General features: G+C 65.6%; 27 protein-coding genes. 12 read left to right on the top strand and 15 right to left on the bottom strand.

Features of this window, described 5'->3' with window-relative positions; genetic code table 11:
• Positions 1-270 precede the first annotated feature (270 nt).
• From AC4D14_RS06135 to AC4D14_RS06100, 8 genes are all read left to right on the top strand, one after another.
• The gene (locus AC4D14_RS06135; RefSeq protein ID WP_490900779.1) at positions 271-1,044 is read left to right on the top strand and encodes an SDR family NAD(P)-dependent oxidoreductase; all 774 of its coding nucleotides are present in this window, start codon (positions 271-273) and stop codon (positions 1,042-1,044) included.
• Between the two features lie 96 nt (positions 1,045-1,140).
• The gene (locus AC4D14_RS06130; RefSeq protein WP_490900778.1) at positions 1,141-1,830 is read left to right on the top strand and encodes an aspartate/glutamate racemase family protein; all 690 of its coding nucleotides are present in this window, start codon (positions 1,141-1,143) and stop codon (positions 1,828-1,830) included.
• Positions 1,831-1,982: 152 nt separating this feature from the next.
• Entirely contained in the window at positions 1,983-3,185 is a 1,203-nt protein-coding gene (locus AC4D14_RS06125) for an MFS transporter (RefSeq protein WP_490900776.1), read from the top strand.
• A 60-nt stretch (positions 3,186-3,245) separates the two neighbouring features.
• Complete coding sequence (locus AC4D14_RS06120; RefSeq protein WP_490900774.1) at positions 3,246-3,620, top strand: VOC family protein; 375 nt, start codon at positions 3,246-3,248, stop codon at positions 3,618-3,620.
• 43 nt (positions 3,621-3,663) lie between these two features.
• Positions 3,664-4,179: a putative immunity protein gene (locus AC4D14_RS06115; RefSeq protein WP_490900773.1), complete on the top strand. Its 516-nt coding sequence runs from the start codon at positions 3,664-3,666 to the stop codon at positions 4,177-4,179.
• Positions 4,180-4,350: 171 nt separating this feature from the next.
• Complete coding sequence (locus AC4D14_RS06110) at positions 4,351-5,421, top strand: hypothetical protein (protein ID WP_490900771.1); 1,071 nt, start codon at positions 4,351-4,353, stop codon at positions 5,419-5,421.
• Positions 5,422-5,626: 205 nt separating this feature from the next.
• Positions 5,627-6,538: an SGNH/GDSL hydrolase family protein gene (locus AC4D14_RS06105; RefSeq protein WP_490900769.1), complete on the top strand. Its 912-nt coding sequence runs from the start codon at positions 5,627-5,629 to the stop codon at positions 6,536-6,538.
• Positions 6,539-6,687: 149 nt separating this feature from the next.
• Positions 6,688-7,161, top strand: coding sequence for a cupin domain-containing protein (locus AC4D14_RS06100; protein WP_490900767.1), 474 nt, complete (start codon positions 6,688-6,690; stop codon positions 7,159-7,161).
• A 103-nt stretch (positions 7,162-7,264) separates the two neighbouring features.
• On the opposite strand, the gene AC4D14_RS06095 is transcribed toward AC4D14_RS06100, so the two are convergent.
• A complete protein-coding gene (locus AC4D14_RS06095) occupies positions 7,265-7,663 on the bottom strand; it encodes an MmcQ/YjbR family DNA-binding protein (RefSeq protein ID WP_490900765.1) in 399 nt (132 codons plus the stop codon).
• Positions 7,664-7,711: 48 nt separating this feature from the next.
• Positions 7,712-8,365 carry an isochorismatase family protein gene (locus AC4D14_RS06090; protein WP_490900763.1) on the bottom strand — a complete coding sequence of 218 codons (654 nt, stop codon included), beginning with the start codon at positions 8,363-8,365 and terminating at the stop codon, positions 7,712-7,714.
• Between the two features lie 132 nt (positions 8,366-8,497).
• Here AC4D14_RS06090 and AC4D14_RS06085 point away from each other — a divergent pair, with 132 nt between their 5' ends.
• Positions 8,498-9,472, top strand: coding sequence for a GlxA family transcriptional regulator (locus AC4D14_RS06085; protein WP_490900761.1), 975 nt, complete (start codon positions 8,498-8,500; stop codon positions 9,470-9,472).
• A gap of 33 nt (positions 9,473-9,505) precedes the next feature.
• On the opposite strand, the gene AC4D14_RS06080 is transcribed toward AC4D14_RS06085, so the two are convergent.
• From AC4D14_RS06080 to AC4D14_RS06060, 5 genes are all read right to left on the bottom strand, one after another.
• Complete coding sequence (locus AC4D14_RS06080) at positions 9,506-10,138, bottom strand: response regulator (protein ID WP_490900760.1); 633 nt, start codon at positions 10,136-10,138, stop codon at positions 9,506-9,508.
• Positions 10,139-10,157: 19 nt separating this feature from the next.
• Positions 10,158-11,480, bottom strand: coding sequence for a sensor histidine kinase (locus tag AC4D14_RS06075; protein WP_490900758.1), 1,323 nt, complete (start codon positions 11,478-11,480; stop codon positions 10,158-10,160).
• A gap of 34 nt (positions 11,481-11,514) precedes the next feature.
• Complete coding sequence (locus AC4D14_RS06070; protein WP_490900757.1) at positions 11,515-12,396, bottom strand: ABC transporter permease; 882 nt, start codon at positions 12,394-12,396, stop codon at positions 11,515-11,517.
• Positions 12,393-13,346 carry an ABC transporter ATP-binding protein gene (locus AC4D14_RS06065; RefSeq protein WP_490900755.1) on the bottom strand — a complete coding sequence of 318 codons (954 nt, stop codon included), beginning with the start codon at positions 13,344-13,346 and terminating at the stop codon, positions 12,393-12,395. Before AC4D14_RS06065 ends, AC4D14_RS06070 begins: the two co-directional genes overlap by 4 nt.
• A 158-nt stretch (positions 13,347-13,504) precedes the next feature.
• Complete coding sequence (locus AC4D14_RS06060) at positions 13,505-14,098, bottom strand: LURP-one-related family protein (RefSeq protein ID WP_490900753.1); 594 nt, start codon at positions 14,096-14,098, stop codon at positions 13,505-13,507.
• Between the two features lie 218 nt (positions 14,099-14,316).
• Here AC4D14_RS06060 and AC4D14_RS06055 point away from each other — a divergent pair, with 218 nt between their 5' ends.
• Entirely contained in the window at positions 14,317-14,652 is a 336-nt protein-coding gene (locus AC4D14_RS06055) for a DUF6968 family protein (protein WP_490901511.1), read from the top strand.
• An 18-nt stretch (positions 14,653-14,670) separates the two neighbouring features.
• Here AC4D14_RS06055 and AC4D14_RS06050 read toward each other — a convergent pair whose 3' ends face one another.
• Positions 14,671-15,453, bottom strand: coding sequence for an ABC transporter permease (locus AC4D14_RS06050; protein ID WP_490900751.1), 783 nt, complete (start codon positions 15,451-15,453; stop codon positions 14,671-14,673).
• 43 nt (positions 15,454-15,496) lie between these two features.
• Positions 15,497-16,495, bottom strand: a complete 999-nt coding sequence (locus AC4D14_RS06045; protein WP_490900749.1) for an ABC transporter ATP-binding protein — start codon at positions 16,493-16,495, stop codon at positions 15,497-15,499.
• A gap of 113 nt (positions 16,496-16,608) precedes the next feature.
• Between AC4D14_RS06045 and AC4D14_RS06040 the strand changes: the two genes are divergently transcribed.
• Both AC4D14_RS06040 and AC4D14_RS06035 read left to right on the top strand, forming a co-directional pair.
• Complete coding sequence (locus AC4D14_RS06040; RefSeq protein ID WP_490900747.1) at positions 16,609-17,997, top strand: sensor histidine kinase; 1,389 nt, start codon at positions 16,609-16,611, stop codon at positions 17,995-17,997.
• A complete protein-coding gene (locus AC4D14_RS06035; RefSeq protein ID WP_490900745.1) occupies positions 17,994-18,596 on the top strand; it encodes a response regulator transcription factor in 603 nt (200 codons plus the stop codon). Before AC4D14_RS06040 ends, AC4D14_RS06035 begins: the two co-directional genes overlap by 4 nt.
• 46 nt (positions 18,597-18,642) lie before the next feature.
• Here the strand turns inward: AC4D14_RS06035 and mnhG are convergent, their stop codons facing one another.
• Genes mnhG through AC4D14_RS06005 form a run of 6 tightly spaced genes read right to left on the bottom strand, consistent with a single transcriptional unit; the run spans position 18,643 to position 24,916 of the window.
• Complete coding sequence (gene mnhG, locus AC4D14_RS06030) at positions 18,643-19,008, bottom strand: monovalent cation/H(+) antiporter subunit G (protein ID WP_490900743.1); 366 nt, start codon at positions 19,006-19,008, stop codon at positions 18,643-18,645.
• Positions 19,009-19,013: 5 nt separating this feature from the next.
• The gene (locus AC4D14_RS06025) at positions 19,014-19,271 is read right to left on the bottom strand and encodes an MrpF/PhaF family protein (protein ID WP_490900741.1); all 258 of its coding nucleotides are present in this window, start codon (positions 19,269-19,271) and stop codon (positions 19,014-19,016) included.
• Positions 19,268-19,816 (bottom strand): Na+/H+ antiporter subunit E, encoded by a 549-nt coding sequence (locus AC4D14_RS06020; RefSeq protein WP_490900739.1) that lies wholly within the window; start codon positions 19,814-19,816, stop codon positions 19,268-19,270. The genes AC4D14_RS06025 and AC4D14_RS06020 overlap by 4 nt, the downstream gene beginning before the upstream one ends.
• Positions 19,813-21,423, bottom strand: a complete 1,611-nt coding sequence (locus AC4D14_RS06015) for a Na+/H+ antiporter subunit D (RefSeq protein ID WP_490900737.1) — start codon at positions 21,421-21,423, stop codon at positions 19,813-19,815. The genes AC4D14_RS06020 and AC4D14_RS06015 overlap by 4 nt, the downstream gene beginning before the upstream one ends.
• A complete protein-coding gene (locus AC4D14_RS06010) occupies positions 21,420-21,917 on the bottom strand; it encodes a Na(+)/H(+) antiporter subunit C (RefSeq protein WP_490900735.1) in 498 nt (165 codons plus the stop codon). Before AC4D14_RS06010 ends, AC4D14_RS06015 begins: the two co-directional genes overlap by 4 nt.
• Entirely contained in the window at positions 21,914-24,916 is a 3,003-nt protein-coding gene (locus AC4D14_RS06005) for a Na+/H+ antiporter subunit A (RefSeq protein WP_490900733.1), read from the bottom strand. The genes AC4D14_RS06010 and AC4D14_RS06005 overlap by 4 nt, the downstream gene beginning before the upstream one ends.
• Between the last annotated feature and the right edge of the window lie 159 nt (positions 24,917-25,075).

The following is a 25,075-nucleotide window of genomic DNA, read 5'->3' as shown; positions in this document are numbered from 1 at the left end:
ATCAGCATTGGGGGGTCCTGGACTGTTAACAGTCAACAGGTTGATTCAGCAATTGTGGTCCACGACACACCCCAATGTCAACAGTCAACAACGCCTTCTATTCTGATGTTGAATGTTGACAGTTAACTACGTACCGTGGTGTTCATCACTCTGCGCCGCACCTTTCGGGGATATCGGCGCCCTTTCACGCTCACGGGATCCTCATGGCCCCTGTCGAGACCTCTTCAAAGCATTCATCCATACGATCGATCGCCGCACCATAGGAGCATCATGACCACCATTCAGCGCACAGCAGTCCTAACCGGCGCGACTTCCGACCGAGGCATCGGCATCACTACCGCCCGCCGCTATGCCAGCCAGGGCTGGGCGGTGGTCATCCTGGATCTCGACGGCGAGAAGTCATCCAAGGTTGCCGCTGATATCAGCAATGAGTTCAACGTCCCGGCCTTCGGCCACGAAGTCGACGTCGCTAACGAAGACTCCGTAAATGCTGCCCAAAAGGCAGTTGCGGCCGAAGTTGACCAGGGCAGGCTGCCGGCCGTGGGCGCCTTGGCCAACATCGCCGGCATCACTTCACCTGTCCCTTTCCTCGATACCACGCTTGACCTGTGGAACAAGGTGATGGCCGTCAACGCAACCGGCACCTACCTCGTGACCAAGGCGTTCCTGCCGGCCATGTTGGAGAACAAGTGGGGACGTATCGTCAACATGTCCTCGGTCTCAGCTCAGCGCGGGGGCGGCGTCTTCGGGAAGGTGCCGTATTCTGCAGCCAAGGCGGCCATTCTGGGATTCACCAAGGCATTGGCCCGCGAGCTGGGTGATAGCGGAGTGACTGTGAATGCTGTGACCCCTGGAGCGGTCGATACCAACATCAGAGTCGGCAGCACATCCGTGCAGGAAGCCGCTCTTGTGAAGGACATCCCGCTTGGAAGGACAGCAACAGCGGAAGAGGTAGCCGCGGCCATTACGTTCCTGTCTTCGAACGACACCGGTTACCTCACTGGCACCACTGTCGATATCAACGGCGGGAGCCACATGCACTAGACGGCTCGAGGTCAGCCGGCGTCGCGCGAGTCCTTTGATGGAAGCCTGCCGCCTACGCACGTAGGCTGGCCCTCAGCGCGACTATGAGGAGGACGGGTGCGCACAATCGGGATGCTGGGTGGCATGAGCTGGGAGTCGACAGCTGAGTACTATCGGCTGACGAACGAGCTCGTGCGCGACCGGCTTGGCGGCGTCCACTCCGCGCGCATATTGCTCGACTCGGTGGATTTCGCTGACATTGAGAAGCTGCAGGCAGCCGGGCTGTGGGAGCAGGCCGGCGAGATGCTCGCGGCCAGGGCACTCTCGCTCGAACGGGCTGGCGCGGAGTTGCTCGTACTGTGCACGAACACCATGCATATTGTCATCGAGTCCATTGAGCAAGCCATATCGATCCCGGTGCTGCATATCGTCGACGCCACAGCGGCCAAGATCCGTGAGGCCGGCCTGACCCGCGTCGGGCTGCTGGGCACGGCGTTCACGATGGATCAAAGTTTCTACAGTGACCGCCTCGCTGCCCGAGGGGTGGAGGCCTTCGTGCCCGGGCCCCGGGATCGCGCGGCCGTCCACCGGATCATCTACGACGAACTCGTCCGTGGCATCGTCTCGGACGAATCCCGCCGCGAATACCGCGAGATCATTGGACGGTTGGTTATTGACGGGGCCCAAGGCATCATCCTTGGCTGCACCGAGATCGAGTTGCTCGTCACCGCGGACGACAGCCCCGTCCCGGTGTTTCCGACTACGCAGATCCATGTGGAGGCCGCAGTAGACCGGGCCCTCGGTTGAGAGGTTGACGCTCAGCATCAAGGATCCAACCTGACATGAGGTAAGTTGTCCGCAAACCAAGGCGCCCAGTCAGAACCTAAGCTGACCTGACAAGGTCGACTAGACGGACGCCGCGAGCGCTCCCTACCTCCCAGAGGATCGAAGAACACACGATGCCCACTGCCACCCGGAACCCGCCGGACCGCACTGCCAGGTTCGGTCTCGCCTTCATCGGCCTGCTGCTGATCGCAGTGAATCTTCGGGTGTCCTTCGTCAGCGTGGGACCCGTGCTCGGGAACATCAGCAGCGACCTTGAGCTGTCCAGTGCCGCAGCCGGTTTCCTCACAGGTCTTCCGCTCATTGCTTTCGCAGTCTTTTCCCCTGTTGCGCCAGGATTCGCTTCCCGTCTGGGTCTTGATCGGGCACTGTGGATGTCGCTGCTGATCCTCGCCTCGGGTATCGTGCTCCGCTCCTTACCTGTGCCCGGCTTCATCTGGGTGGGGACCGCACTGATCGGCTTGGCAATCGCGTTTCTCAATGTTCTGGTGCCATCCCTCGTAAAGCGGGATTTTCCGGCGAGGGTCAGCCAGGTCACCGGCAGCTACACCGCCACACAGGCCGCCTTCGCGGCGGTCGGTGCCGCCGTCGTCGTTCCCGTGGCACAAACGTCCCCGGCGGGATGGCGGCTTGCCCTCGGAATCTGGGTAGGACTGGCTTTCATCGCCATGGCGGTGCTCCTGCCGTGGCTGCGCCGGCACAAGTCAGGCACCGTGCGTGCCGCCGCGCCGGAGGTTCCCTACCGGTCTCCCTGGGCCTCAGCCTTGGGCTGGCAGGTGACGATCTTCATGGGACTGCAATCGATCGCCTTCTACGTCCTGATGGCCTGGCTGCCCACCATCGAACAGAGCCGCGGGGTCCCCGCCACTACAGCGGGCATCCACCTGTCCGTGTTCCTGCTCGTCAGCGTGTTCGCCAGCCTTGTCGCAGGGGGAATACTCCACCGGGGTTCGGACCAACGGCTCGTGGCTTTCGCGAGCAGCGCGCTCATGTTGGTGACGTTTCTGGGGCTGGCGCTTGCGCCGGACCTCGTCTTGCTGTGGGTTCTTCTTGGTGCGATCGGGTGCGGGAGCCTGATCGTCATCGCCCTGTCGCTGTTCAGCCTCCGGACCGTGAATTACCCGCAGGCAGCCTCACTTTCCGGTATGGCGCAATCTGTCGGCTACGGTCTAGGCGCGGCGGGCCCGGTGATGTTCGGTGGTCTTCGCGACGTGAGCGGGGGCTGGACACTTCCGCTCCTCGTCACCGCGGGCATCATGGCGGTGCTCGCCGTGACGGGTGTCCTTGCCGGGCGTGACCGGGTGATCAGCGGCACCTGACGCCGAAGATGATTCGCAGCCCTGCTGAATCATCTCCTCAGACCGGCTTAGACTTTCCGCATGGCGGTACGCAGTGGATTCCCAATCCTTTCCACCAGGGACCTTGAGCGCCTCGTGAGCTTCTACGAGTCGGCTTTCGACGCCGAGCGCACGTACGGGTTCCCTGGCCCTGATGGAAACGACGTCTTCGTTTCCCTTCGGGTCGGAGGTGCAAAAGTAGGAATCGCAGCAGACGAGGTTCCTCCCGCCGCCGTCGACCGGATAGCGCTGTGGTTTTACGTCGACGATGTCGATTATTCATTCCAGCAAGCCCTCAGGGCCGGCGGCCTGGCTGTGAATGGGCCTGCTGATATGCCCTGGGGTGAGCGGGTTGCCAGCATCAAAGACCCTGACGGGTTCCTCATCAGCTTGGGCGCAGAGAAGTTCGGCTCCTAGCCTTAGTGAAGACGTCGGTTTCTGTCCCCCTGCCAGGAGCGAGATGATCCTTCCCTCAGTCCGCGATCCGCGGTTCATCACCGAGCGCCGCGGTGGGCTTCTCACCGTTGCTGAGCATCACTCCCTTGCTCTATGGGCGGCAGCCTGCGCCGAGCATGTCCTACCCCTCTTCGATCAGGCGCAGCCCTTTGATCCGCGCCCCCGGCAAGCACTTGAAGCTGCACGCGCTTGGACCCGGGGCGAGATGCAGATGATGGAAACCCGAGCGATCGGTGGCCACGCCATGGGCGCGGCCCGGCCACTCCAAGGAGCGGCTCGGTTTGCTGCGTACGCTGCCGGACAAGCGGCGTGCGTGGCTCACGTGCCCGAACATGATCTCGGTGCGGCCGCATACGCGATCAAAGCAGTCCAAGCCGCTTCACCATCCGGCAAGAGCCACGAAGCAGGGCGGGCCGAACGGGATTGGCAGCGCGACCAGCTTCCAGGGAACATCCGTGCCCTGGTCATCGACGACCAGAAGCGTAGGAACAGCATTTGCTGGTTCGCCTTCGACGACTAGGGACTGGCCGCACCATCATTCTTGGCGGTAGCGCAATTCGTGCGCGGGACCCCGCGAGCAGACGGCGCGTTTGCGTTCGATTTGGGCCTCGGACGCGCGGCGGCGGGAGCCCCGACGTGTTTGTTTGCTGGACTGCATCGAAGGTATGGCGCAGTCTGCAACACTTACCGCATGATGCTGGAGCCCTCAGGTTGGCAGGAAGTCTGGGTTGCAGGTTCGCGGATCCGGGTGAGTGTCACCGAGCCGATCGCGGTGGTCCGGCGCGCCGGGATGCCCGACCTTGCCGTCGCTTGGTCTGACCTCCCTGTCGGCCTGCGCCATCCAGAGATGCGCGTCGCCGCCGCCCCGGGCGGAGTATGGGTCTTCTACTCGCCGGCGGAGGCCGAGGACGACGCGGCCGCGGAGGAGCATGCCGCCGCAGTCCATGTGTCCCCTGGCGGAGCGGTGACCCGGTTCCCGAACCTCACAGGGTTCAAGACCATTGGGGCAACCCGGCACGGTCTGTGGCTGACCGCTGATGCCTGGCCCGCCGACCCCGACGACCACGCCGCGTGGCTCGATGAGCGGGGGGTCCTCGTCCTCGGGTCGGATGGGACACGACACTCGCTGGTACTTGATCGTCTTGCCGTTTACGCGTGGGACAGCGGCGAGACGGCCCGCCTGGTGGTCTACGCATCCGCGCCCGCACAGCACCGCGCCAGTCTTGGCGGCATCGGGTACTCCTACCGTCACCTGCAGCTCGACCTGCCTCCCGATGAGCTTCCCGCCGCTCTTCGCATTGGCGAGTGCGCGACAACTTTCATCGGTGAACATGAGGTTCTTCGCGTGATGAACAGGTGTGCTCCGCAGGCGCATCCCCTCAAGCCTGGCGATCCGCGCGCGCGGTGGGATCTGGTCGATCTGTCTCCCGCCGAGAGGCAGGCGGCCGTTGACGCGGTCTGCGCCGAGTTCGCGAATCTCGACTCGTACTGGCACGGCGATGACGGTTCCGTGATTCCCCTCGCTACCGGCCTCCGAAACCCTCGCGTGGAGGTCGCCGGTGACTGGCCTTTCACGCGCGTCGAGGTGAGCTTCAAGCACCCCCACTACCCATCCGGTCGGCTGCGGCGCACCCTTCGGGTTTTCGATGATGGGGGCAGGGTGGCCTCGACGCAGTACGCGTCAATCCACCTCATGGAGGACCTCGACACGGGGGCGCTCCCGCCCGCCGCAGACGCCCGCGACGGCATCCTGGAGATCTGACACGGCCAGCACCAAGGCCATTGGTGATGCCGGCTCTTGCCCATGATCACGCCATCGACGCTCGGTGAACCGACCTCGACACCACGAGGCCGTCCTCGTGCGCATGACTGGACCATCTGGTGCGTAAACACCATTGACTCGCGGGTGCTTCACCTCTCACAATGTGATCCCTTGGTGCGCCGGGCATCCCGGCCTTGGAGGAACCATGAACCGGACGGGACACAGGCAAAGCCGGGCACCTGCTGGTGCCGGCCTCGCCGTCGCGCTGGCCGTGGTGATAGCGGCAGCCGGTGGCTTCGTCACATTCCAGCCTCAGGCAACAGCAGTCGTCGCAGTGGTCACCGGTATTGCCAGTTCATTTTTTCCGGCGCGTTCAGCGGCACCGTCTCCAGTTGCACGGGCAGTGGTCGGCGGACCCCATGAGAACGGGTGCAGGTACCCTGTCACGGCCACGCCTGGCCACCGTGCTCCAGACGCCCGGAGGACAGCCCTGCTGATCGGTGACTCGCAGTCGGCCGGCGCCGCAGGAGTGAGCGGTGACCGCACGTGGCCCCAGACCGGTTTACGGAATGCCGGGTATGACGTGTGGTTCGTCGGAGCGGGAGGAACCGGGTTTGTGGCCGCGAACGGCGTCGGAGCGCTGAATTACTCGGCCGCGTTGACGCGGGGCCAGTGGGTCCTGCCCTGTTCGGATCCGGACCTCATCGTCGTGCAGGGGGGCGGAAACGACGCCACGCAGGGGGCGACCGACGAGCAGATTTTCAACGGGGCCAGCGCACTAATGTCGCCGCTGGCCGAGCACTACCCTTCCTCGAGGATTGTGCTGGTCGGCACTCTGGCCAAGGGCGCGGCCGCGGGCGGCGGGCGGCGCAGCGCAGTGGATGGACTGCTTGGATCCTTCGCACGCAGCAGCAGCATCCCCTTTATCAGTGCCGGTGATTGGCTGACCCGCTACCAGGCCGGTCAGCTCATGACCGACGGGGTCCACCTGACCCAGGCGGGCCACGACCGGATGGCGGCGGCGTTCACCAATCAGTTGCATGCGCTGCACCTCACCTCCGCAGATCTGAATTCCTCAACCAGTGCCGTGAACACGGCCGGGCGGAACTCATCCTGAATTGGTGCCGGTCGGGCGCAATCGGCCACAGGCCGACCCAGCCGTAGTTTTCGCAATGCCCGGCTGGCGAGTAGCCGGAAGCCGTCCTGAATCCACGTCATGTCTTCTCCGCCTTGGCGATCCTCGGAGGAATGGGACAGAATTCGGTAATGGACATCACCGACAATGGACCGAAGCCGAATGCGTTCGACATCGAGAGCGCAACGACGGAAAACACCAACTACCGCCGCGTCGCCTGGACGGGCAAGCACCTGCAGGTGACGCTCATGTCTATCGAGCCCGGCGCTGCGATCGGCCTTGAGGTGCATCACGGCACCGACCAGTTCCTGCGCATCGATGCCGGGAACGGCCGCGTGAAGATGGGGCCCTCGAAGGACGACCTCTCGTTCCAACAGGATGTCGAGGACGGCTGGAGCATCCAGGTGCCCGCCGGCACGTGGCATGACGTCGAAAACACCGGGGACAAACCACTCCGCCTCTACACGATCTACGCGCCCACGCACCACGCGCAGGGCATCGTGCAGGAGACGCCGGAGGACGCCGAGAAGGACGAAGACCAGGGCCGCGATGAGCCGCCGTCGTGGGTCGAGGAAGTAGACGACAAGGGCGAAGAGACGGCCTGAGTCCTGCATCGCGAAGGGGCCCGCCGAGTACTCGGCGGGCCCCTTCGCGGCTGCACGAGCCGCTTTTCCCATCCGATGGATCCTTCGCCTCGCAGGACCCCTGTCAGGGGGTGCCCACGGACCAGCCGAGTGCGTCCCTATCCGCGGCGGGCAGGGACGCAACGACCAGGTCATAGGAGTCCTCGATCATGTCGCGCACGGTTTCGGCCGGCATGCTTCCGTCGAGCCGCACACCATTCCAGTGCTTCTTGTTCAGGTGCCATGCACCCGTGATCTCGGGATGTGCCGCGCGAAGCTGGACCGCAAGCGCCGGATCGCACTTCAGGGAGATGGACAACGGGCTGGCATCGACGCCGACGAGGGCGAAGATTTTGCCGGCTGCCGGCGTCTCTCCCCGGCGTCGGACCCGGACGCGGAACACGGCGGTCTCGGGTCCGAAGGGGTAATCCTCGTAGGCACCGGGGAAGGACAGGCACGAGGTCCGGAGCCAGTCGAAATCCATGCGATCACCCTAGCTGCTGAGGCTCCCGGCGCTGTCACCCCGCTGCGGTTAGGACGCCAGGGACGAGGACCGGGCGACGCGTGCGGTTCCAGCCGCCGCGGAGCTGCCCAGATCACTTCCCTGCAGCACCTGCCGGGCGCGGAGGAGTTCGGTCCAGGTTTCGGTGGTCCCGACCGAGGCCCAGTTCGAGTTCAGCAGCGTGAGCAGAGTTGTGTGAACAGTTTTCGCGTCGGCGAAGCCGGCTTCGTTGGCGAGGTTGATGGCTCCGGTGGCATCAGAGAGGACCTCCGTGGCGAAGCCGATGGATTCCGCTTCCACAGCCGAGGCGAGGATGCAGTTGTTGGTCATGTAGCCCACGAGGGTGACGGTGTCGATGTCGTGTCCGCGCAGCCATTCAGTCAGGTCCGTGTGGGCGTAGATGGACCCGTACTCCTTGACGACGCTCTTCCACGCGTCGGTGCGTCGGCTCTGGACCTCGGGGTGGAGTTCGAACTCCGGTGTGCCGGGGGCGAAGACCGGGGCTCCGTCGCCTGCGGTGTGCTGAATGACCGCGATCGGGATACCGGCCGTGGTGGCCGCATCAATCGCTTGTGCGATCATCGGCAGGGAATCCTGGTGCGGCGGGTACTGGATCTCGAGGAGACCGCTGAAGTACTGCTGCTGGACATCGACAATGACGAGGGCGCGACGGGGCATGCTCATGGTTGGGCTTCTCCTGCATAGGCGTGGTCACCGCCGAATCGGCGATAACTCCATGTTTCACGCTCCAGCAGCGTCCAACCAGTGGCATGGAGGCCTATGTACGATGGATTCAGGCCAGTAGAAGGGATTCCAGTGCGCATCGCGGTGTACGCCTTCGACGGCGTGACGATGTTCCATCTCGCCGTCCCGCAGATGGTCTTCGACGAGGTCATGCGGCAGGGACTCGCGGAGTGGACGACCACCCTGTTCTCCGACCGCCCCGGCACGGTTCGGACGGCCGAGGGTTATCAGTTGGCCGGGATTGAGGGCCCCGACGCCGCGGCGGGCGCGGATGTCGTGGTGGTGCCCTCGTGGTTCGACGACGGGCGCGTTCCGAGCGACACGCTGCGGACCGTACTGCAGGATGCACACAAGCAGGAGGTCGCAATCCTGGGTCTGTGTCTAGGTGCGATCGCCGTGGCGGACGCGGGCCTGCTCACCGGCCGTCAGGCCGTCACGCACTGGCAGGCCTTCACCACCCTGACCGAGCGGCACCCGGACATCCTCCTCGACCGCTCGGTCCTGTATATCGACCACGGGGATGTCATGACCTCGGCGGGCACGGCATCGGGCCTTGACGCATGCCTTCATCTCGTACGGACACGTCTGGGAGCCGACGCAGCAAACAAGGTGGCCCGCAGTCTCGTCGTCGCACCCCACCGGGAGGGCGGACAGGCACAGTACATCGAGCACCCGGTTCCCCAGCGTTCCACCGACGACCCGATTGCGCACCTGCTCGAGTGGGCGCTGGGCAACCTCCGTGAGCCACTCACCGTCGACCGTCTAGCCGGGCAGGCACATATGAGCCGCCGCACCTTCGTCCGCGCGTTCCGGGCAGCGACCGGGACAACACCCTCCGCCTGGGTACGCTCCCGCCGGCTCGATACAGCCCGGCGCCTGCTGGAAACCACGGACCTGTCGATTGATCAGATCGCAGCGGACTGCGGGTTCGGCAACGCCGTCACACTCCGCCAGAACTTCGCGGCCGCCTTCTCGACCACTCCCACCGAGTACAGACGCCGATTCGACACCCGCGGTCGAGGCAGTTCCAACGGCAGTGATGCATAACGCCGTTGACAGTAACGTCCCTGCAGATCGTGTTCAGGCAGCCGGCCCCGGCACCACAATGCCGTTCTCATACGCGTACACCACAGCCTGCACGCGGTCCCGCAGGCCGAGCTTCATGAGGATCCGCCGCACATGGGTCTTGACTGTCGCTTCCGAGAGGAAGAACCGCTTCGCCAGCTCCGCGTTCGACAATCCCTCCGCGACCGCCTCAAGGACCTCCCGCTCCCGCGGCGTGAGGTCAGCCAGCCGCTTATCGGGCGCTGAGGGAGCCGTCTGCGCCGGCGCGAGCGACCTCACGTACGTCTCCAGCAGGCGCTGGGTGACCCGCGGCGCGACGACGGCGTCGCCGCTGGCCACAACGCGTACCGCCTGGACGAGGTCCGTCGGCGCCACATCCTTGAGCAGGAAGGCCGACGCTCCCGCCTGCAGACCCGCGAACGCATACTCGTCCAGGTCGAAGGTGGTGAGGATGATGATGCGGGACGACGCACCCGACGAGGTGATCCGCCGGGTGGCTTCGATCCCGTCACCGCCGGGCATCCGGACATCCATGAGGACGACGTCGGGAAACAGCCGGGCCGTCAGGCGGACTGCCTCTTCTCCCGTGGAGGCCTCCCCCACAACCTCGAGGTCCGGCTCGCCCTCGAGGATCAGCCGAAAACCCATCCTTAGGAGCGGTTGGTCATCAGCCAGCAGGATTCGAATGGGCGTGGCCGGCATGCTTGGGTTTGTCGTCATCGTTTTCTTTCTCCAGTTGGTGCGCTGCACCGTGGCCGGCGTCCGGAACCGTCAGCTGCACATTCACAATCCAGCCACCCGACGGCCTGCTGCCGCTTTCGGCCGTGCCCGCATAGATCGCGGCACGCTCCCGCATGCCGGCAATGCCCCGGCCCGAGCCCAGAGACACGGCGGGGCCCATTGCGCCCCGGCCGTCGTCCGCGATCCGCAGGGTGACCAGGTTCCCGGTCCTCGCAATTGACACATCCACGACGGTGACGCTCTTGCCATAGCGCAGAACATTGGTCAGGGACTCCTGGATAATGCGGTATACCGTGAGCTGGAACGCCGGATCCTCCGGCAGGCCCGGTCCGCTGCTCGTCACCCGCAGCGGCAGGCCCGCCGCGCGGAAGCCGTCGAACAGCTGCGCCAGCGAGCCCGACGCCGGCAACGGCTCGAGGGACCCGCTTTGCGCTTCAAGGCGGAGGACGCCGAGGACCCGGCGCATGTCCGCGGTCGCCGCGCGGCCCGTGCTGGAAAGCTCGCCCAGGACGGCGATCGCACGGTCGGGGTCGCGCTTCATCACGACGGCGGCGCCGTCCGAGAGCGCCACCATGACCGTCAGGGAATGCGCGATCACGTCGTGCATCTCCCGGGCGATGCGGTTCCGTTCCTCTGCCGAGGCGAGTTCCGCGTTGCGGGCAGCCCACCGGCGTACTTCCTCCTCGTGCTCGCGGTCCCGCCGGACCGCGACCCCGATCCCGACGGCGACGGCCAAGAACATGACGAGGAATCCGATCAGCAGAAAGATGACGCCGGGCGCCTCGGCGAATCTCTCGTTCGGTGCCAGGAGGATGGCGCCGACCGTCAGGAAGGTTGCACCAACCGCTGCGGCGAGGGTTTTCCCCAGCGGATAGGCCGCAGCCACGGTGTACAGGGCGATCAGGGCGGCGGTGCTGATGCCGACGGTCCCCCCGGTGAGGAAGGTTATGGGTGGGTCGAGCAGCGCCACGAGGGCAAGGACGATCAGGGGACGGTCCCGGCGGAAGGCGAGCGCCCCGGCCGCCAAGATGACGCCGGTCAGGCCCAACCCTTTGCCGGACTCCACGGTCATGACGATCGCGTCGGGGAGGGCGATCACCAGGAATGTCAGGACGACGACGGCGTCCATAGCGCGCGGGTGCCGGCGGAAGTACCGCCGGAGGGGCCCACGCCTGCGGGCATTGAGCTCGGTGAGGGAGCCCGCGGCCGTTCGTTCCGCAGGTTCCCCCACCAAGGGCAGGTCGCTCATGGTTTTCGATCCATGGAGCGAGTGTACGGGCGGACTAGACGTCTCGCTTCTTAGTGACGACGAGCGAGGTGACCAGGAGCAGGAGTGCCCAGCCGCCGAGTACCAGCGCGCCCTGCCACTGGGTGAAGGCACCCTCGGTGATCGTTGTGGCAACCATCTGGTCCCCACCCGAGCTCGGGAGGAACCGCGCTGCATCGGCAACCCATTCGGTGCCTGCGCCGAAGAGGCTGAAGAGGATCGGCAGCACCAGCAGGGCGCCGATCGAGGTGACAATGCCACCGGCGGTGTTGCGGATCAGCGTGCCGATCGACATGGCAATGATGGAGACGAGGGCGAGCACGAAGCCCGTGTTCACGATGTGCAGGAGTACACCGTCGTCGCTGAGGGCGAAGCCGAGGCCCGCACTGTCTAGGATGGGCTGCGCCACGAAGTAGCCGGCGAAGGCCGACCCGGCACCCACCACGAAGGAAATGGCGGCCATGACTAACTGCTTCGCCAGCAGGGCCACGCCCCGGCGGGGAACAGCCACCAACGCGGAGCGGATCATTCCGGTTCCCCACTCCGAGGCGATGAGGACCACTGCGAGCGAAGCCATCAGCAGCTGTCCGAAGGTGAGGCCGGACCCCGGGACGCCGAAGGCGGTGGAGGCCGCATCGGCCTGTCCCTGCATCTGCGCCGCCATCTCAGGATCGCCCTCGAAGTCGAGGAGCACAGTGGTCTGCCAGGCCAGCAACGCGGCGAGACCGATCATGACGACGGTGGTGATGATGATCAGGACGACCGTCGACGGCACCGAGGTGATCTTGATCCACTCGGACTTCAGGACCCTGCCGAAGGTGACGGCGGATCGAGCCTCATGCCGCGGGTGCAGCCTCGATTGGGCGGGGGTCGGCGCGGTTTCGGTGAACGTGGTCATGCTCGGTGTCCTTCAGTTGATGCCGCAGCAAGGCCGCCGGTGGGCAGGCTGTGCGAGGAGTATTCGACTTCTTGGGAGGTGAGCTGCATATAGGCGTCCTCGAGGGACAGCTGCAGCGGGGTCAGTTCGTAGACAAGGACGCGCTCCCGGAGGGCGAGCTCCGCGATGCGACGGGGATCGACGCCGGTGACCTCGAGCAGTTCGGGCTCGAGGAGTTGCGAGGAGACGCCGTCGGCGGCGAGGCTGGCCAGGAGGTCCTGCGGTCGATCCGCCCGGACCCGGACGCGGGCGGCACCCTGCCCGTCAATGATCGACTGGATAGGGGCGTCGGCGATGATGCGTCCGCGCCCGATCACGATGAGGTGGTCGGCCGTGAGTGCCATTTCCGACATAAGGTGCGAGGAGAGGAACACCGTCCGCCCCTCCGCGGCGAGGGCCTTGGCCAGGTGGCGCACCCACTGGACGCCCTCGGGGTCCAGTCCGTTGACCGGCTCGTCGAGGATGACGGTCTGGGGATCTCCGAGAAGAGCAGAGGCGATGCCCAGGCGCTGACCCATGCCGAGGGAGAATCCGCCCACGCGCTTCTTCGCCACCGGACCGAGGCCGGCCAGCTCGATGACTTCCTTGACCCGGCTGTTGGGGATGCCATGGGTGGCGGCCAGGGCGCGCAGGTGAGTGTAGGCCGAGCGCTTGGGGTGGACCGCCTTGGCGTCAAGCAGGGCCCCCAGCTCACGCAGGGGTGCCCTGTGCTGGGCGTAGGGCAGGCCGTTTACTGTGGCCCGCCCGGCACTCGGGTTGTCGAGGCCCACGATCATGCGCATCGTGGTGGACTTGCCCGCCCCGTTGGGGCCGAGAAACCCCGTCACCTTGCCGGGCTGCACGGTGAACGACACGGCGTCTACGGCGGTCTTGGAACCGTACCTTTTCGAAAGTGCCTGTGCCTCGATCATTGCTGCGTCCTTTTACTGTTGAAGTGCGTTGGGTGAGCCTGCTGCTGCAGGGTCACTCCAACAGTAGGTTTTGAGCGGTGCCCGGTAACCGGCCTGAGGGATGATCCCTGACCGGCCCCTTGTACGCCTTTTGAAGGACGCCGCGGCCCGTGCCGGGCTTAGCGCGCCTGCAGTGCGTCGAGTGCTACGGCCATGGCGGCAGCAACGCGTCCGTCAAATGTCCTTCCGGGGACTGTCACGAGGTAGCTGTCGCGGAGTGAGCGACGGCGTTCCGAGGTCATGATGCGCTGACCCGCGGTGTCGAGGAAATCGAAGTGGAACAGGAACGGGGACGGGATGAAGTCGGCGATCGGCGTCACTTCCCACAACCGCCGGGCCACCGCCACACCGGCGCTGCGCTCGTTCCCCACGGCCTTCACTCCCGGGGCATCGAGGTGCCACGTCGAGCGGAAGAGGGACTTGCCGAAGTCCTTCCGGAAGTTGCCGATCGGCCTGCCGCCGGCATCGAGCACGTCGTAGGTTGCCCCGACGTCAAGGCGCTGCCGCGCTTTGAAGGAGAACAGCGGGGTGCTTCTCGCTTCGTCTGCGTAGAAGGTGACCTGTTCCTTGAATGCCGCCCGCTTCTGCTGGGCAACGGCAAGCAGGGCGCCCGGTCCGCCGGCGTCATCCGTCGCTCGGATTTCATAGCGGTTCACCATCAGGGTGATCTTCTGCACCAGGGTGAAGCGTTCGACGTGTTGCAGCGATTCCATTGTTCTTTTTCCTCAAGAGTTCTTCCGCACCGGTTGCGGTGCGATGGGGGTGATTTGTTGACCCCTGAAGCGTAGTTGTGACCGGTATGCCGGCGCGTCAGCAGTAGGAGGGAGATTTCAGACCGCGGTGTCATCATTACTGCTGATCTCCCGGGGAGTTCGCGTCATGGCAAGGCCGCCGGCGGGAACACCTGATAGGACTAGATCCCGTGACCACCATGAACTCCCCCGCGTACCCCTTCGACTCCTCCCGGGTCATCGCCTCCCGGTCCCTCTCGAAGACTGACGGAAGCGAAGTCACGGTATCCATCTGCAGACCGCAGCCGGTGGGGAGTGCTCCCGATGAATGGTTCTGCGCGTTTCGGATCGAGAATCTAGGCCTGGCAGACCCCGACGGGCGCGCCCTGGGAATCGACGCAGTACAGGCACTGCTGCTGGCCACCGTCACGATTGGTGACAGGTTGTCGCTGAGCCCGGAGCCATTGTCTTTCCTCGGCGGGCCGGACCTGAGATTCCCGCGGACGACGACGACCGGGACAGAAGCTGTCCTGTAAGCAGGGCGAATAAACAGGTCAGCGCTTCTCCCAGCGGAAGCGCTTCGCGGCGAATGCGTAGGGCAGCACAATCCAGGCGATGAGCACGAGAGCCGCACCCAGCACCGAGGCGTTCAACGGCTCCGCGCCCCAGCCTGCCATGAGCAGGTTTTGGAGGGAGCCTCCCGGGGTGAGGCGGGAGATGGTCTCGAAGCCGTCGTCGAACCCGGTCCAGAAAAATGTGCCCATGACGACGGCGAGGAACGGGAGGGTCGTGATCTGCGCGGCCGCCGCGGACGGAGTGTAGATGCTGGTGAGCATGCCGGCCGATGCGCAGAGGGCCAGGAAACCGAATGCGGCGCCGAGCACCACCTGGGGATGGGTCGGCGCGTCAACTCCCCCGACGGCGAACCCGATGGCGATGACGGCGAGCTGTGCGGCGACGAGGGCCACGATCGGGGTGAGCATACCCAGCCAGATCACGGTGTCGGAAGACTCACCGCTGCGCAGCCGCTTGAGGAACAGCTCCTGGCGGCGTGTGGCAAGGGTTGTTGTCGCCGTCAGGTAGACGCCCAGGAGGGCGACGATCATGAGGGTGAGGCCGGCCAGGATCGCAGCCCCGGACGGGCCCGTCATTTGATCGGCGCCGATGTAGAACATGTAGACGCCCGTCGCGATCGGCATGAGGACTGCACCGGTCAGGACGGTTTTGTTGCGGAAGATGATGCGCAGTTCCATGAGTGCGATGGACGTGACGCGGCTCGCTGCGGAGGGTTGGTGCGCGGCGTTTGGTGAAGCCGGGGATGGCCTAAGGGTTTTCATCGTTCTCTCCTGGCGGCGGGATTGTCTGGGTGTCCGTGGCTGGTCATGCGGCATCGCCGAGGCTCACGCGGCGGAAGACGGCGGCGAGGGAAGCCTCCGAGGCGGACAGGCGATCCAGCCGGATCCGCCGTTCTTCGGCCCAGCCCAGCACCTTCCACAGGTCCTGCTGGAGATGCAGCGACGGCACAGTGACCTGTGTGCTGGCCGGGGTCCGCGTGACGTCCGGTGAGAGGCCGAGGCTCCTGAGGGACAGGACGTCCACGGCGGCGTCCACCTGGAAGGAAATGGCCGCTGGTTCGCGGCCCAACACGTCGGCAAGCGTGCCCGCGACGGCGATCTCACCGTCGTGCATGATCGCGATGCGGTCGGCGTAGGCTTCCGCCTCCTCGAGATAGTGGGTGGTGAGGACCACCGTGGTCCCGGCGCCGTTCAGCCCGCGCACCAGCTCCCACGTCCGTTCGCGGGATTCCGGATCAAGGCCGGTGGTGGGCTCGTCGAGGAACAGGAGGTCGGGCTCGTTGGCGGTTGCAAGCAACAGGTCCAGGCGGCGGCGCTGCCCGCCAGACAGCATTTTCACCCTGGTGGACGTCTTGTCGGTGAGGTCAAGGAGGTTGAGTCCTTTCCTCATGACTTCCTCCCGGCTTTTGCCGTCGGGGTTTGCCTTGGAGAGCCGGAGCCAAAGCAGGCAGGTCTCCTCGACCGTCAGGTCGTCGGCGAAGCCTGCTTCCTGCAACATGATGCCGATGCGGGGGCGAAGCAATGCCTTCTGGCGAAAGGGGTCGCTGCCGAGGATGGAGAGGGTTCCGGAGCTTGCGGCGCGGTGGCCCTCGAGGGTCTCCATCGTTGTCGTCTTGCCGGCGCCGTTGGTGCCGAGCAGGGCGAAGAATTCCCCGTTGCGGATCGAAAGGTCGACACCGCGCACCGCCTCGTAGGAGCCGTAGGAGCAACGGAGTCCCTGGACGGACACGGCGATGGTGTCGAGGGGTTCGGCGGGGAGGTCTGTGGATGAATTAGTTGTCGGGGCGTTGGATGAGGTGGTCACTCCTCTATACTCGCGGACCACCGGACGGGGCATCAGTGGCTCCACGTCACCTCTTTACGTGGTGGTCCGCACGCGGGAACCATGACAAATGTCATGGTTCTACGATGGACGTCATGGTGCTCTTGAGGGTTCGCGGCAGCAGGCATGATCCCGTGGGGACCGCGGCACCGGAGGCGGGCGCCGCTTCCGACACGGGCCGGGGCGTCCGCGCCACCTGGCGCTACACGGTGGGCTCGATCGTCGGCTACAGCGTCTTCGTCAGTATCGTTGCCACACTAATCATGCTCGACGGCGGTGACGACGAACTGCAGCTGTTCGACCTCCTAATCGTCGCCCTGGTTGTCACTGCCATCGCGGCATTGACGCGGTACTGCTGGTTCTTCCGGAGCGGGCTGGGGGGCGGGTTGCCCGAACAGCGCTACACGCTGTGGCTCCTGCTTCCCGCCGCCGCGCTCTGGGTCATCTGCCTCTTCCAACCGCACACCCTCTGGGTGGGTGGGCTGCCGCTCTGGATTGCGGCAAATGCGCTCTCCGTCGTCGTCGGACGCAGGTTTCGCTGGTGGGTGCTCGGCGCCGGCTTCGCCGCCCTTGCCCTCCATGGACCGCTCGGTTTCCTGCTCGGACGCAGCGTTGTTGAAGCGGCATGGGGCGCCGGAGGGCTCGTGCCGGCGGCAGTCTATGCACTGATGACGCCCCTGCTCTTCATGGGCAGCATCTGGTGGTGGGAGATCGTTGTGCGCCTCGATGACAGCCGGAGCACTTCCTGTGAGCTCGCCGTCGCGAAGGAACGGCTGCGCTTTGCGGCCGACCTGCACGACATCCAGGGGCACCACCTGCAGGTCATCGCCCTGAAGACGGAGCTCGCGGGCCGCCTGCTCGACGCCGACCCGGAGGCCGCCCGCACCCAGATCAACGAGGTTCAGCACCTCGCGCGCACGGCCCTCGAAGACACACGCGCACTCGTCCACGGCTACCGGAAGGTTTCCCTGGCCTCCGAAGCCGCCAACGCGGCAGAGGTCCTCCGGGCTGCCGGCATTGACTGCTCGGTGGAGGTTGACGCCGAAGGGCTTCCTCCCGAGGAGCGGACCCTTTTCGGGCTCGTCATCCGTGAGGCCACGACGAATATCCTGCGCCACAGCGAGGCCCAGGCCGTTGCACTCAGGCTCCAGCGCTCCAGGGACAACCTTGTCCTCACTGTCACGAACGACGGCGTGCTGGGCGAGGAGATCCCGCGCCCCGGCGGGTCCGGGATCGACGGCCTGCGCCAGAGGTTCGAAGCCGTCGGAGGCGGCATTGCTGCACAGCGCCGCGGCGGGGACTTCGAGCTGACCGCAACCGTTCCCCGCCATGGCCGTGCTGCCCTTCCGGGTGCTTCAGTGCCGGGTGCCTCAGCGCAGGGTGTTTCAGTGCAGGGTGTTTCAGTGCAGGGTGTTTCAGTGCAGGGTGTTTCAGTGCCGAGTGCTTCCGTCCCGCGCACCGCCGCAGGGGAGGCGCGGCCGTGATCCGGGTGGTTCTCGCCGACGACGAACACCTGATCCGCGGCGCCCTTGAGGCGTTGCTGGGCTTGGAACCGGACCTCAAGGTGGTGGCCAGTGCCGACAATGGAACGGACGCGGTACGCCTTGCCAGGGAGCATGCACCGGACGTGTGCGTGCTCGATCTGGAGATGCCGCCGACGGACGGCATCTACGCCGCCGAGGAGATCCTGAGGTCGGTGGCGACGCGCGTCGTCATCGTCACCCGGCATGCCCGTCCGGGGGTGCTGCGCCGGGCGCTGGCGAGCAAGGTTTCAGGGTTCGTCCCGAAATCGACTCCCGCTGGCCAGCTGGCCGAGGTCATCCGTGATGTCGCGGCCGGCCGCCGCTATGTCGACCCGGACATTGCCGCAAGCGCTTTGACCGGGGAGGCCTGCCCGCTGACTTCACGCGAACTCGACGTGCTGCGCCACGGGCGGCAGGGCGCCAGCCTCCAGACAATCGCCCGGGAGCTGCACCTGGCACCGGGAACGGTGCGCAATTACGTCTCCTCCGCCATGACCAAGCTCGACGCGCCGTCACGCCATGAGGCAGCGGCGATCGCGTGGCAGCAGGGCTGGATCTGACAGGCCTGCTGCCGCCGGGGGCGTCGTTCGCCCATGCCCCGGCCGTCTACTCCCGGTGCGGGCGGGGATCGGCGTCGGCTGCCCGGTTTACGATGTCGTCGAGCTCGTCGAGGGTGAGCAGGTCCCGCCGGAGGTGCCTGGTTCGATAGCCCGCCCGGCCCACCATGTGTGCCGAGACCGGGCTGGTCAGCAGCTGGAACACCCAGCAGAGCACGAGCACCGGCACAAACAGCCATCCCTCGATCTCGACCGCGAGCGCCAGGAGGAACAGGAGCAGGCCAAGGACCTGGGGCTTGGTCCCGGCGTGCATGCGCGAGAGGAGATCGGGGAACCGCGCAAGGCCGATCCCCGCGGCCAGGGACATCAGGGCTCCACCGATCAGGAGGATCGAGACGATGACATCGCTGATCATGGGCGCTACTTCCTGTCCGTGACGAAGCGGGACACAGTGACCGAACCGATGAACCCGATCAGGGAAATGGCGACGAGGAGGACAAGGTTGTCGAGGTGCCGGTTCACCACCATGTTGAGCACCAGGGCCGCGCCGATGATGGCGAGAAGAACATCGAGCGCAAGGACGCGGTCGAGGATGGAAGGTCCGCGCACCACCCGGTACAGGGTGAGGGCCGTCGCCACCGAAAGTATTCCTCCCACGACATAGATCACCGCGGTCATTGTCTGACCTCCTCGGCCCTGAGGCTGTTCAGTTCGGCGCGGGTGCCCATCATTCGGATGAGCCAGGCCTCAGTGGCGCGGACATCGCGGCGGACGGCCTCGGCGTCGAGATCCGTAGAGACATTCAGGCAGTGCAGGTACAGCGTCGAGGTCGACCGGTCCACCTCGAGCACCAGGGAGCCGGGGATGAGGGAGATGGCATGGCCTGTCGCGGTGACAAGGAAATCCGAATGGCTGCGCAGCTGCACGGCAATGACGGCGTTGTGCAGTGAGGGCCCCTTGACCACGGCGAGCCAGAACACCTGGATGCTGGCCGTCACGAGCTTGTAGAGGAAGCGTCCAAGGAACAGTGCGGCCCATGGCACGCTGAACCGGCCGGAGAGTTCGACGGGCGGCAGGTAGAAGAAGTTCACGACGGCGTAGGCGATGATCGCGCCGAAGGCGAGGTTTCCGAGGCTGAAGTCCTGCCAGAGCGCACCCCAGACGAGGATGAGCCAGATGACGAGGGGAAGTTCGGTGATCAGGGGAATGCGCTGGCGGCTCACTCGTCGGCCCCCTCGCCCAGGACGGCCTCGATGTACGGGGTGCGGTCAAGCATCTCCTGCGCGGCGCTGTCGCTGAGGGCAAAGAGCGGGCCGGCAAGGACCGTCAGGGCCAGCCCGAGCGCCACGAGGCCGATGGTCGGCCCGGTCATGGTGGCGGGAAGCAGCGTCACCGCATCCCTTCCGGCGAAGCGGCCGGTGCCCTGCCGGTTGACATGCCGCGAGGTTCCCACCCGCGAGCCGTCGGCCTTGCTCGCCAGCAGGATGGGATCGGGGTTCTCTGCGTCCTCCGGCGTCCGCCAGAACGCACGGTTCCAGACACGTGCCATGACAAGCAGCGTCAACAGGCTTGTCGCCACTCCCCCGGCGATAAGCACGAAGGCCAGCGGTGTTCCCAGTTCCACGCCCGCCTGGATGAGTCCGAGTTTCCCGAGGAAGCCCGAGAACGGCGGGATTCCCGCGAGGTTCATCGCAGGCAGGAAGAACAGGACGCCGAGGATCGGGGAGAGCTTGGCGAGTCCACCGAGGCGGTCGACGTTGGCCGTGCCGCCGCGGCGTTCGATCAGCCCAGTCACGAGGAACAGGCTTGTCTGCACGATGATGTGGTGTGCCACGTAGTACACGGCCGCACCCAAGCCGATGCGCGTTGAAATGGCCAGCCCGAAGACCATGTAGCCGATATGGCTGACGAGGGTGAAGGAGAGGAGCCGCTTGATATCCGACTGGGCGAGGGCACCCAGGATGCCGACGACCATCGTGAGCAGCGCGACGACCATGAGCAGCGAATTGATGCGGTCACCGGGGAACAGCAGCGTCTCGACGCGCACCATCGCGTAGACGCCCACTTTGGTCAGAAGCCCGGCGAACACCGCGGTCACCGGGGCGGGCGCGGTCGGGTAGGAGTCCGGAAGCCAGAAGGACAGAGGGAACACCGCGGCCTTGATGCCGAACGCGACAAGCAACATCAGGTGCAGCACCATCTGCGTCGCCGGATCGACGTCCTCGAGCTTCACCGCGAGGTCGGCCATGTTGATGGTGCCTGTGGCGCCGTAGATCATCCCGATCGCAATGAGGAACAGCATCGACGACACCACGCTGACGACGACGTAGGTGACTCCCGCGCGGATGCGCGGCGCGGTGCCGCCCAGCGTCATGAGCACGTAGCTGGCTGTCAGGAGGATCTCAAAGCCGACGTAGAGGTTGAAGAGGTCGCCGGTAAGGAACGCGTTGGACACCCCGGCCACAAGGATGAGGTAGGTGGGATGGAAGATCGAGACCGGGCCGTCCTCGTCGCCGTCGGCAATACCCTGGCCCGCCGCATAGATGAGCACCGCGAGGCTGACCGCCGAGGAGACCACGAGCATGAGGGCGGAAAACTGGTCGACGACAAGCACGATGCCGAACGGCGGCTCCCAGCCCCCGAGCCGGACTGCGTGGGTTCCGGCCGAGGGCGCGTTGAGGAGCAGGATCACTTCGATGAACAGCGTGATGCTGACTGTCGAGATGCTCACCACCCGCTGGGCGCGCGGATGCCGGATGAGGATGAACGTCACGGCGGCGCCCAGGAAGGGCAGGACCACGGCGAGGGGAGCGAGGTTGGCGACGTTCATCGGTCCCCTCCCGTCGGCTGCCTGGTGGCGCGCACCGGCCGGGGGTCTCCGGCCGGTGCGTCGCCGGGTCCCACGGCGGGGTCGAAGAATTCAGAGGTGTCGGCGGGAACGTCGGCATCGTCCTCTTCGTCATAGCTGTCCTGGTCCGCGACGCGCCGATCCTCAGGGTCATCCTGCACATCGTCCTGGCGGCCCAGCACCCACGAGCGGTAGATGATGCCGAGCATGAAGGCCGTGACGGCGAAGGTGATGACGATCGCCGTGAGGATCAGCGCCTGCGGCAGGCTGTCGGTGTACTCCTCCGCGGCGGTCCCCGAAACGTAAAGCGGGGACTTCCCTCCTCCCCCGCTGGTTGCCAGAATCAGGATGTTCGCTCCATTTCCGATGAGAATCAGCCCGAGCAGAACGCGGGTCAGGCTGCGTTCGAGCAGCAGGTAGATCCCGGCAGCGAAGAAGGCAGCCATGAGCACGATGAGGGTGATGTTGATCGTCACGGACGGCCTCCTTCGATGGTTGCCGGAACGACGGCCTCGGCCCCGGGAGCTTCCTCCACCGGACTCTCGGTCTCGCTGCGATCGTCGATTTCCGAGCCGAGGCTGCGCAGCACGTCGAGGACGAGGCCGACGACGATGAGGTACACGCCGATATCGAAGATCGTTGAGGTAACGAACTTCACCTCCCCGAAGACCGGCAGCCAGAACTCGAGGATGTAGCTCTCCAGCACCGCGCCGTCGAGGAGCAGGGGCGCCGCCGCTGTGAGCGATACGATGGCCAGTCCGATGCCCAGGAGCGCTCCGGCGCTCACCGGGCTGGCCTCAGCGAGTTCAAAACGCCCTCCGGCCAGATACCGCACGGCAAGGGCGAGGCCCGCCATGAGCCCGCCTGCAAAACCGCCGCCGGGAAGGTTGTGTCCGGCGAACAGAAGGTAGATCGAGAGCACGATGATCGTGTGGAAAATCAGCCGGGTGATGACTTCGAAGATGATTGAGCGGCGCTCCGGAGCCAGGGTCCGGCCGGCGACGAGCCAGGCATCACGGGACACGGCGGCGAAGCGGGCGGCCAGCTTACGGGCTGCCGCTTCACGGCCGCCGGCGTTGAGGGGTTCCTGGCCCCGGTCCACGGAGCCGTCTTCCACACCGTCGGCCCGGTGCCGCTTGTCGCCGCGGCCACGGATGAAGATCAGGCTTGCGATGCCGGTGGCGGCGATCGCCAGAACGGTGATTTCGCCCAGCGTGTCCCACGCACGGATGTCAACGAGCAGGACGTTGACGGCGTTCGCCCCGCCGCCGTCGTTGTAGGCCAGTTCCGGGTAGGCGAGCGAAATCGGCGCGGCGTTCCTCGAGGCCATGGCCGACATCGCAATAACGGCCATGATCCCGCCGAAGGCGATGCCCAGACCCGCGCGGAGCAGCCGGTGCCGGCTTTCCTTCCGGTTCCACAGGCGTGCCGGCAGTGAACGCAGGGCCAGGACGAAAGCCACGAGCACGATCGTCTCGACGAGCATCTGCGTTAGCGCGAGGTCCGGTGCTCCGTGCAGTGCGTAGATGGCGGCCATCCCGTATCCCGTGATTCCGACCATCAGCACCGCCATGAAGCGCTTGTTGGCGCGCAACGCCGCGACGATGCCCACGAGGATGACGGCGCCGACGATCAGCTGCGCCGGGGATTCTGCGACACGAAAGTTCGAGGGCAGGGGTGCGTCGAACCGGATGAGGGCGGCCAGCGGCGTCGCCACGGCGGTGGCCAGGATGACGAAGAGGTAGAACGAGAGCGAACCACGCTGGGTGCGTCCGGTGACCCAGACCGCGAGGTCATCGAGCACGCCGATACCGCTTCGATAGGTGCGTTCCGCGTCAATCAGCGGGTGGAACCTGTCCTGCAGCCGTTCGACCCGCACCCGCAGCAGGAACAGGACGACGCCGGTGGCGATGGTGATGGCCGACAGCAGGAGCGCCAGGGTCCATCCATGCCAGAGGGCCAGCGAAACCGGTTTCTCGGGGGCGTCGAACAGCGACACGTACGGCTGGATGGCGGAGTTGAGCGGAGCCGGCCAGAGGCCGAAGACCACTGTCGCCGCCGCCAGCAGGGCGGGAGCGGAAATTAGAGACGTGCGGATGCGTTTGATCTCGGTGGGTTCCATGCCGGATTTTGCGGCGAACCCGCCCCAGACGAAGCGGGCACTGTAGGCGAAGGTGAGGATTGATCCAAGGACGATGCCGCCGAGGAGGAGCACGCCGGTGATGCTGGAACCACCGTCCGCCAGGTGCACGAACGCTTCGTAGACGGATTCCTTTGCCACGAAGCCGAGCAGGGGCGGGATCCCCGCCATCGAGGCAGCGGCGATTACCGCCGTGGCTGCGAGGATCGGCGCTGAGCGCCCCACCCCGGACAGCTTCCCGATGTCACGAGTGCCCGTTGTGTGGTCGATGATGCCAACCACAAGGAAAAGCGTGGCCTTGAAGAAGCCGTGGGCCAGCAGGAGCCCCAGGCCGGCAAGTGCACCGTCAGGCCCGCCAAGCCCGACCACCATGGTGAGGAACCCCAGTTGGCTGACGGTCCCGTAGGCGAGGATCAGTTTGAGGTCGGATTGACGCAGCGCACGCCAGCCGCCGACCAGCATTGTCAGCATGCCCAGCGTCATGACCACCGGATGCCAGAAGGCAGTGTCACTGAAGCCGGGCGCGAAGCGGGCCACGATGAACACTCCGGCCTTGACCATCGCTGCGGCATGGAGGTAGGCGCTGACGGGGGTGGGCGCCGCCATGGCGCCGGGCAGCCAGAAGTGGAACGGCACGAGGGCCGACTTGGTGATCGCCCCGACCAGGACGAGTGCGATGGCGACGTCGATCAATGTTCCGCGGGCGGCCAGTCTCTCCGCTCCCGCCAGGATTTCGGAGATGCGGTAGGTGCCGGCCTCCTGGCCAAGAATGACGAGGCCCACGAGCATCGCCAGTCCACCGAAGGTGGTGACGATAAGTGCCTGCAGGGCCGACCTGCGGGCCGAGAGCCGATGCCGTGAATACCCGATCAGCAGGTAGGACAGGATCGTGGTGAGTTCCCAGAAGATGAACATCAGGATCAGGTCATCAGCGGTCACAAGTCCGAACATGGCCCCGGCGAAGGCGAGAAGTTGCGCCCCGAACGCCCCAAGGTCGGGGTCGTCCTCCTTGAAGTACCTCGCACAGTAAAGGAGGACGAGCGCGCCGATGCCGAGAATCAGGATGCAGAGCACGGCCGCGAGGGCATCAATGCGGAACGCCAGCTCGAGCTGGAGGCTGGGAACCCAGGGAACCGTGACCGACGGCGGGGCATTGGGCATGCCTGCGGGCAGTCCCTGCCCGGCCTGCGTGTACTGGCGGTACGTCGCCATCAGCCAGATAAAGGATGCTCCCGGTAGAGCGGCAAGAAGAAAGAAAGCCGACCGTCCGAAGCGCCGGAACAGCAGGGGCGCGGCAAGTGCGCCCACAAACAGCACTAGGAGGATGATCAGCACGAGTCCGTGGCCTTCCGGTTGGGGATGGTCAGGAGTTTTAAGCTTACCGTGCAGGGGCAAATCCTCCCCCGGCCGGAGCCGAAGAGCCCGGCTCCGTCATGTCGGCGACTCTTCGGGATGGGTCCGGGTTCGTCCCAGTATCGTTGGAGCGAACCCTGC

The organism is Arthrobacter sp. TJ-254 (genome assembly GCF_058269175.1).
This window is presented reverse-complemented; position numbering and strand designations above follow the sequence as displayed.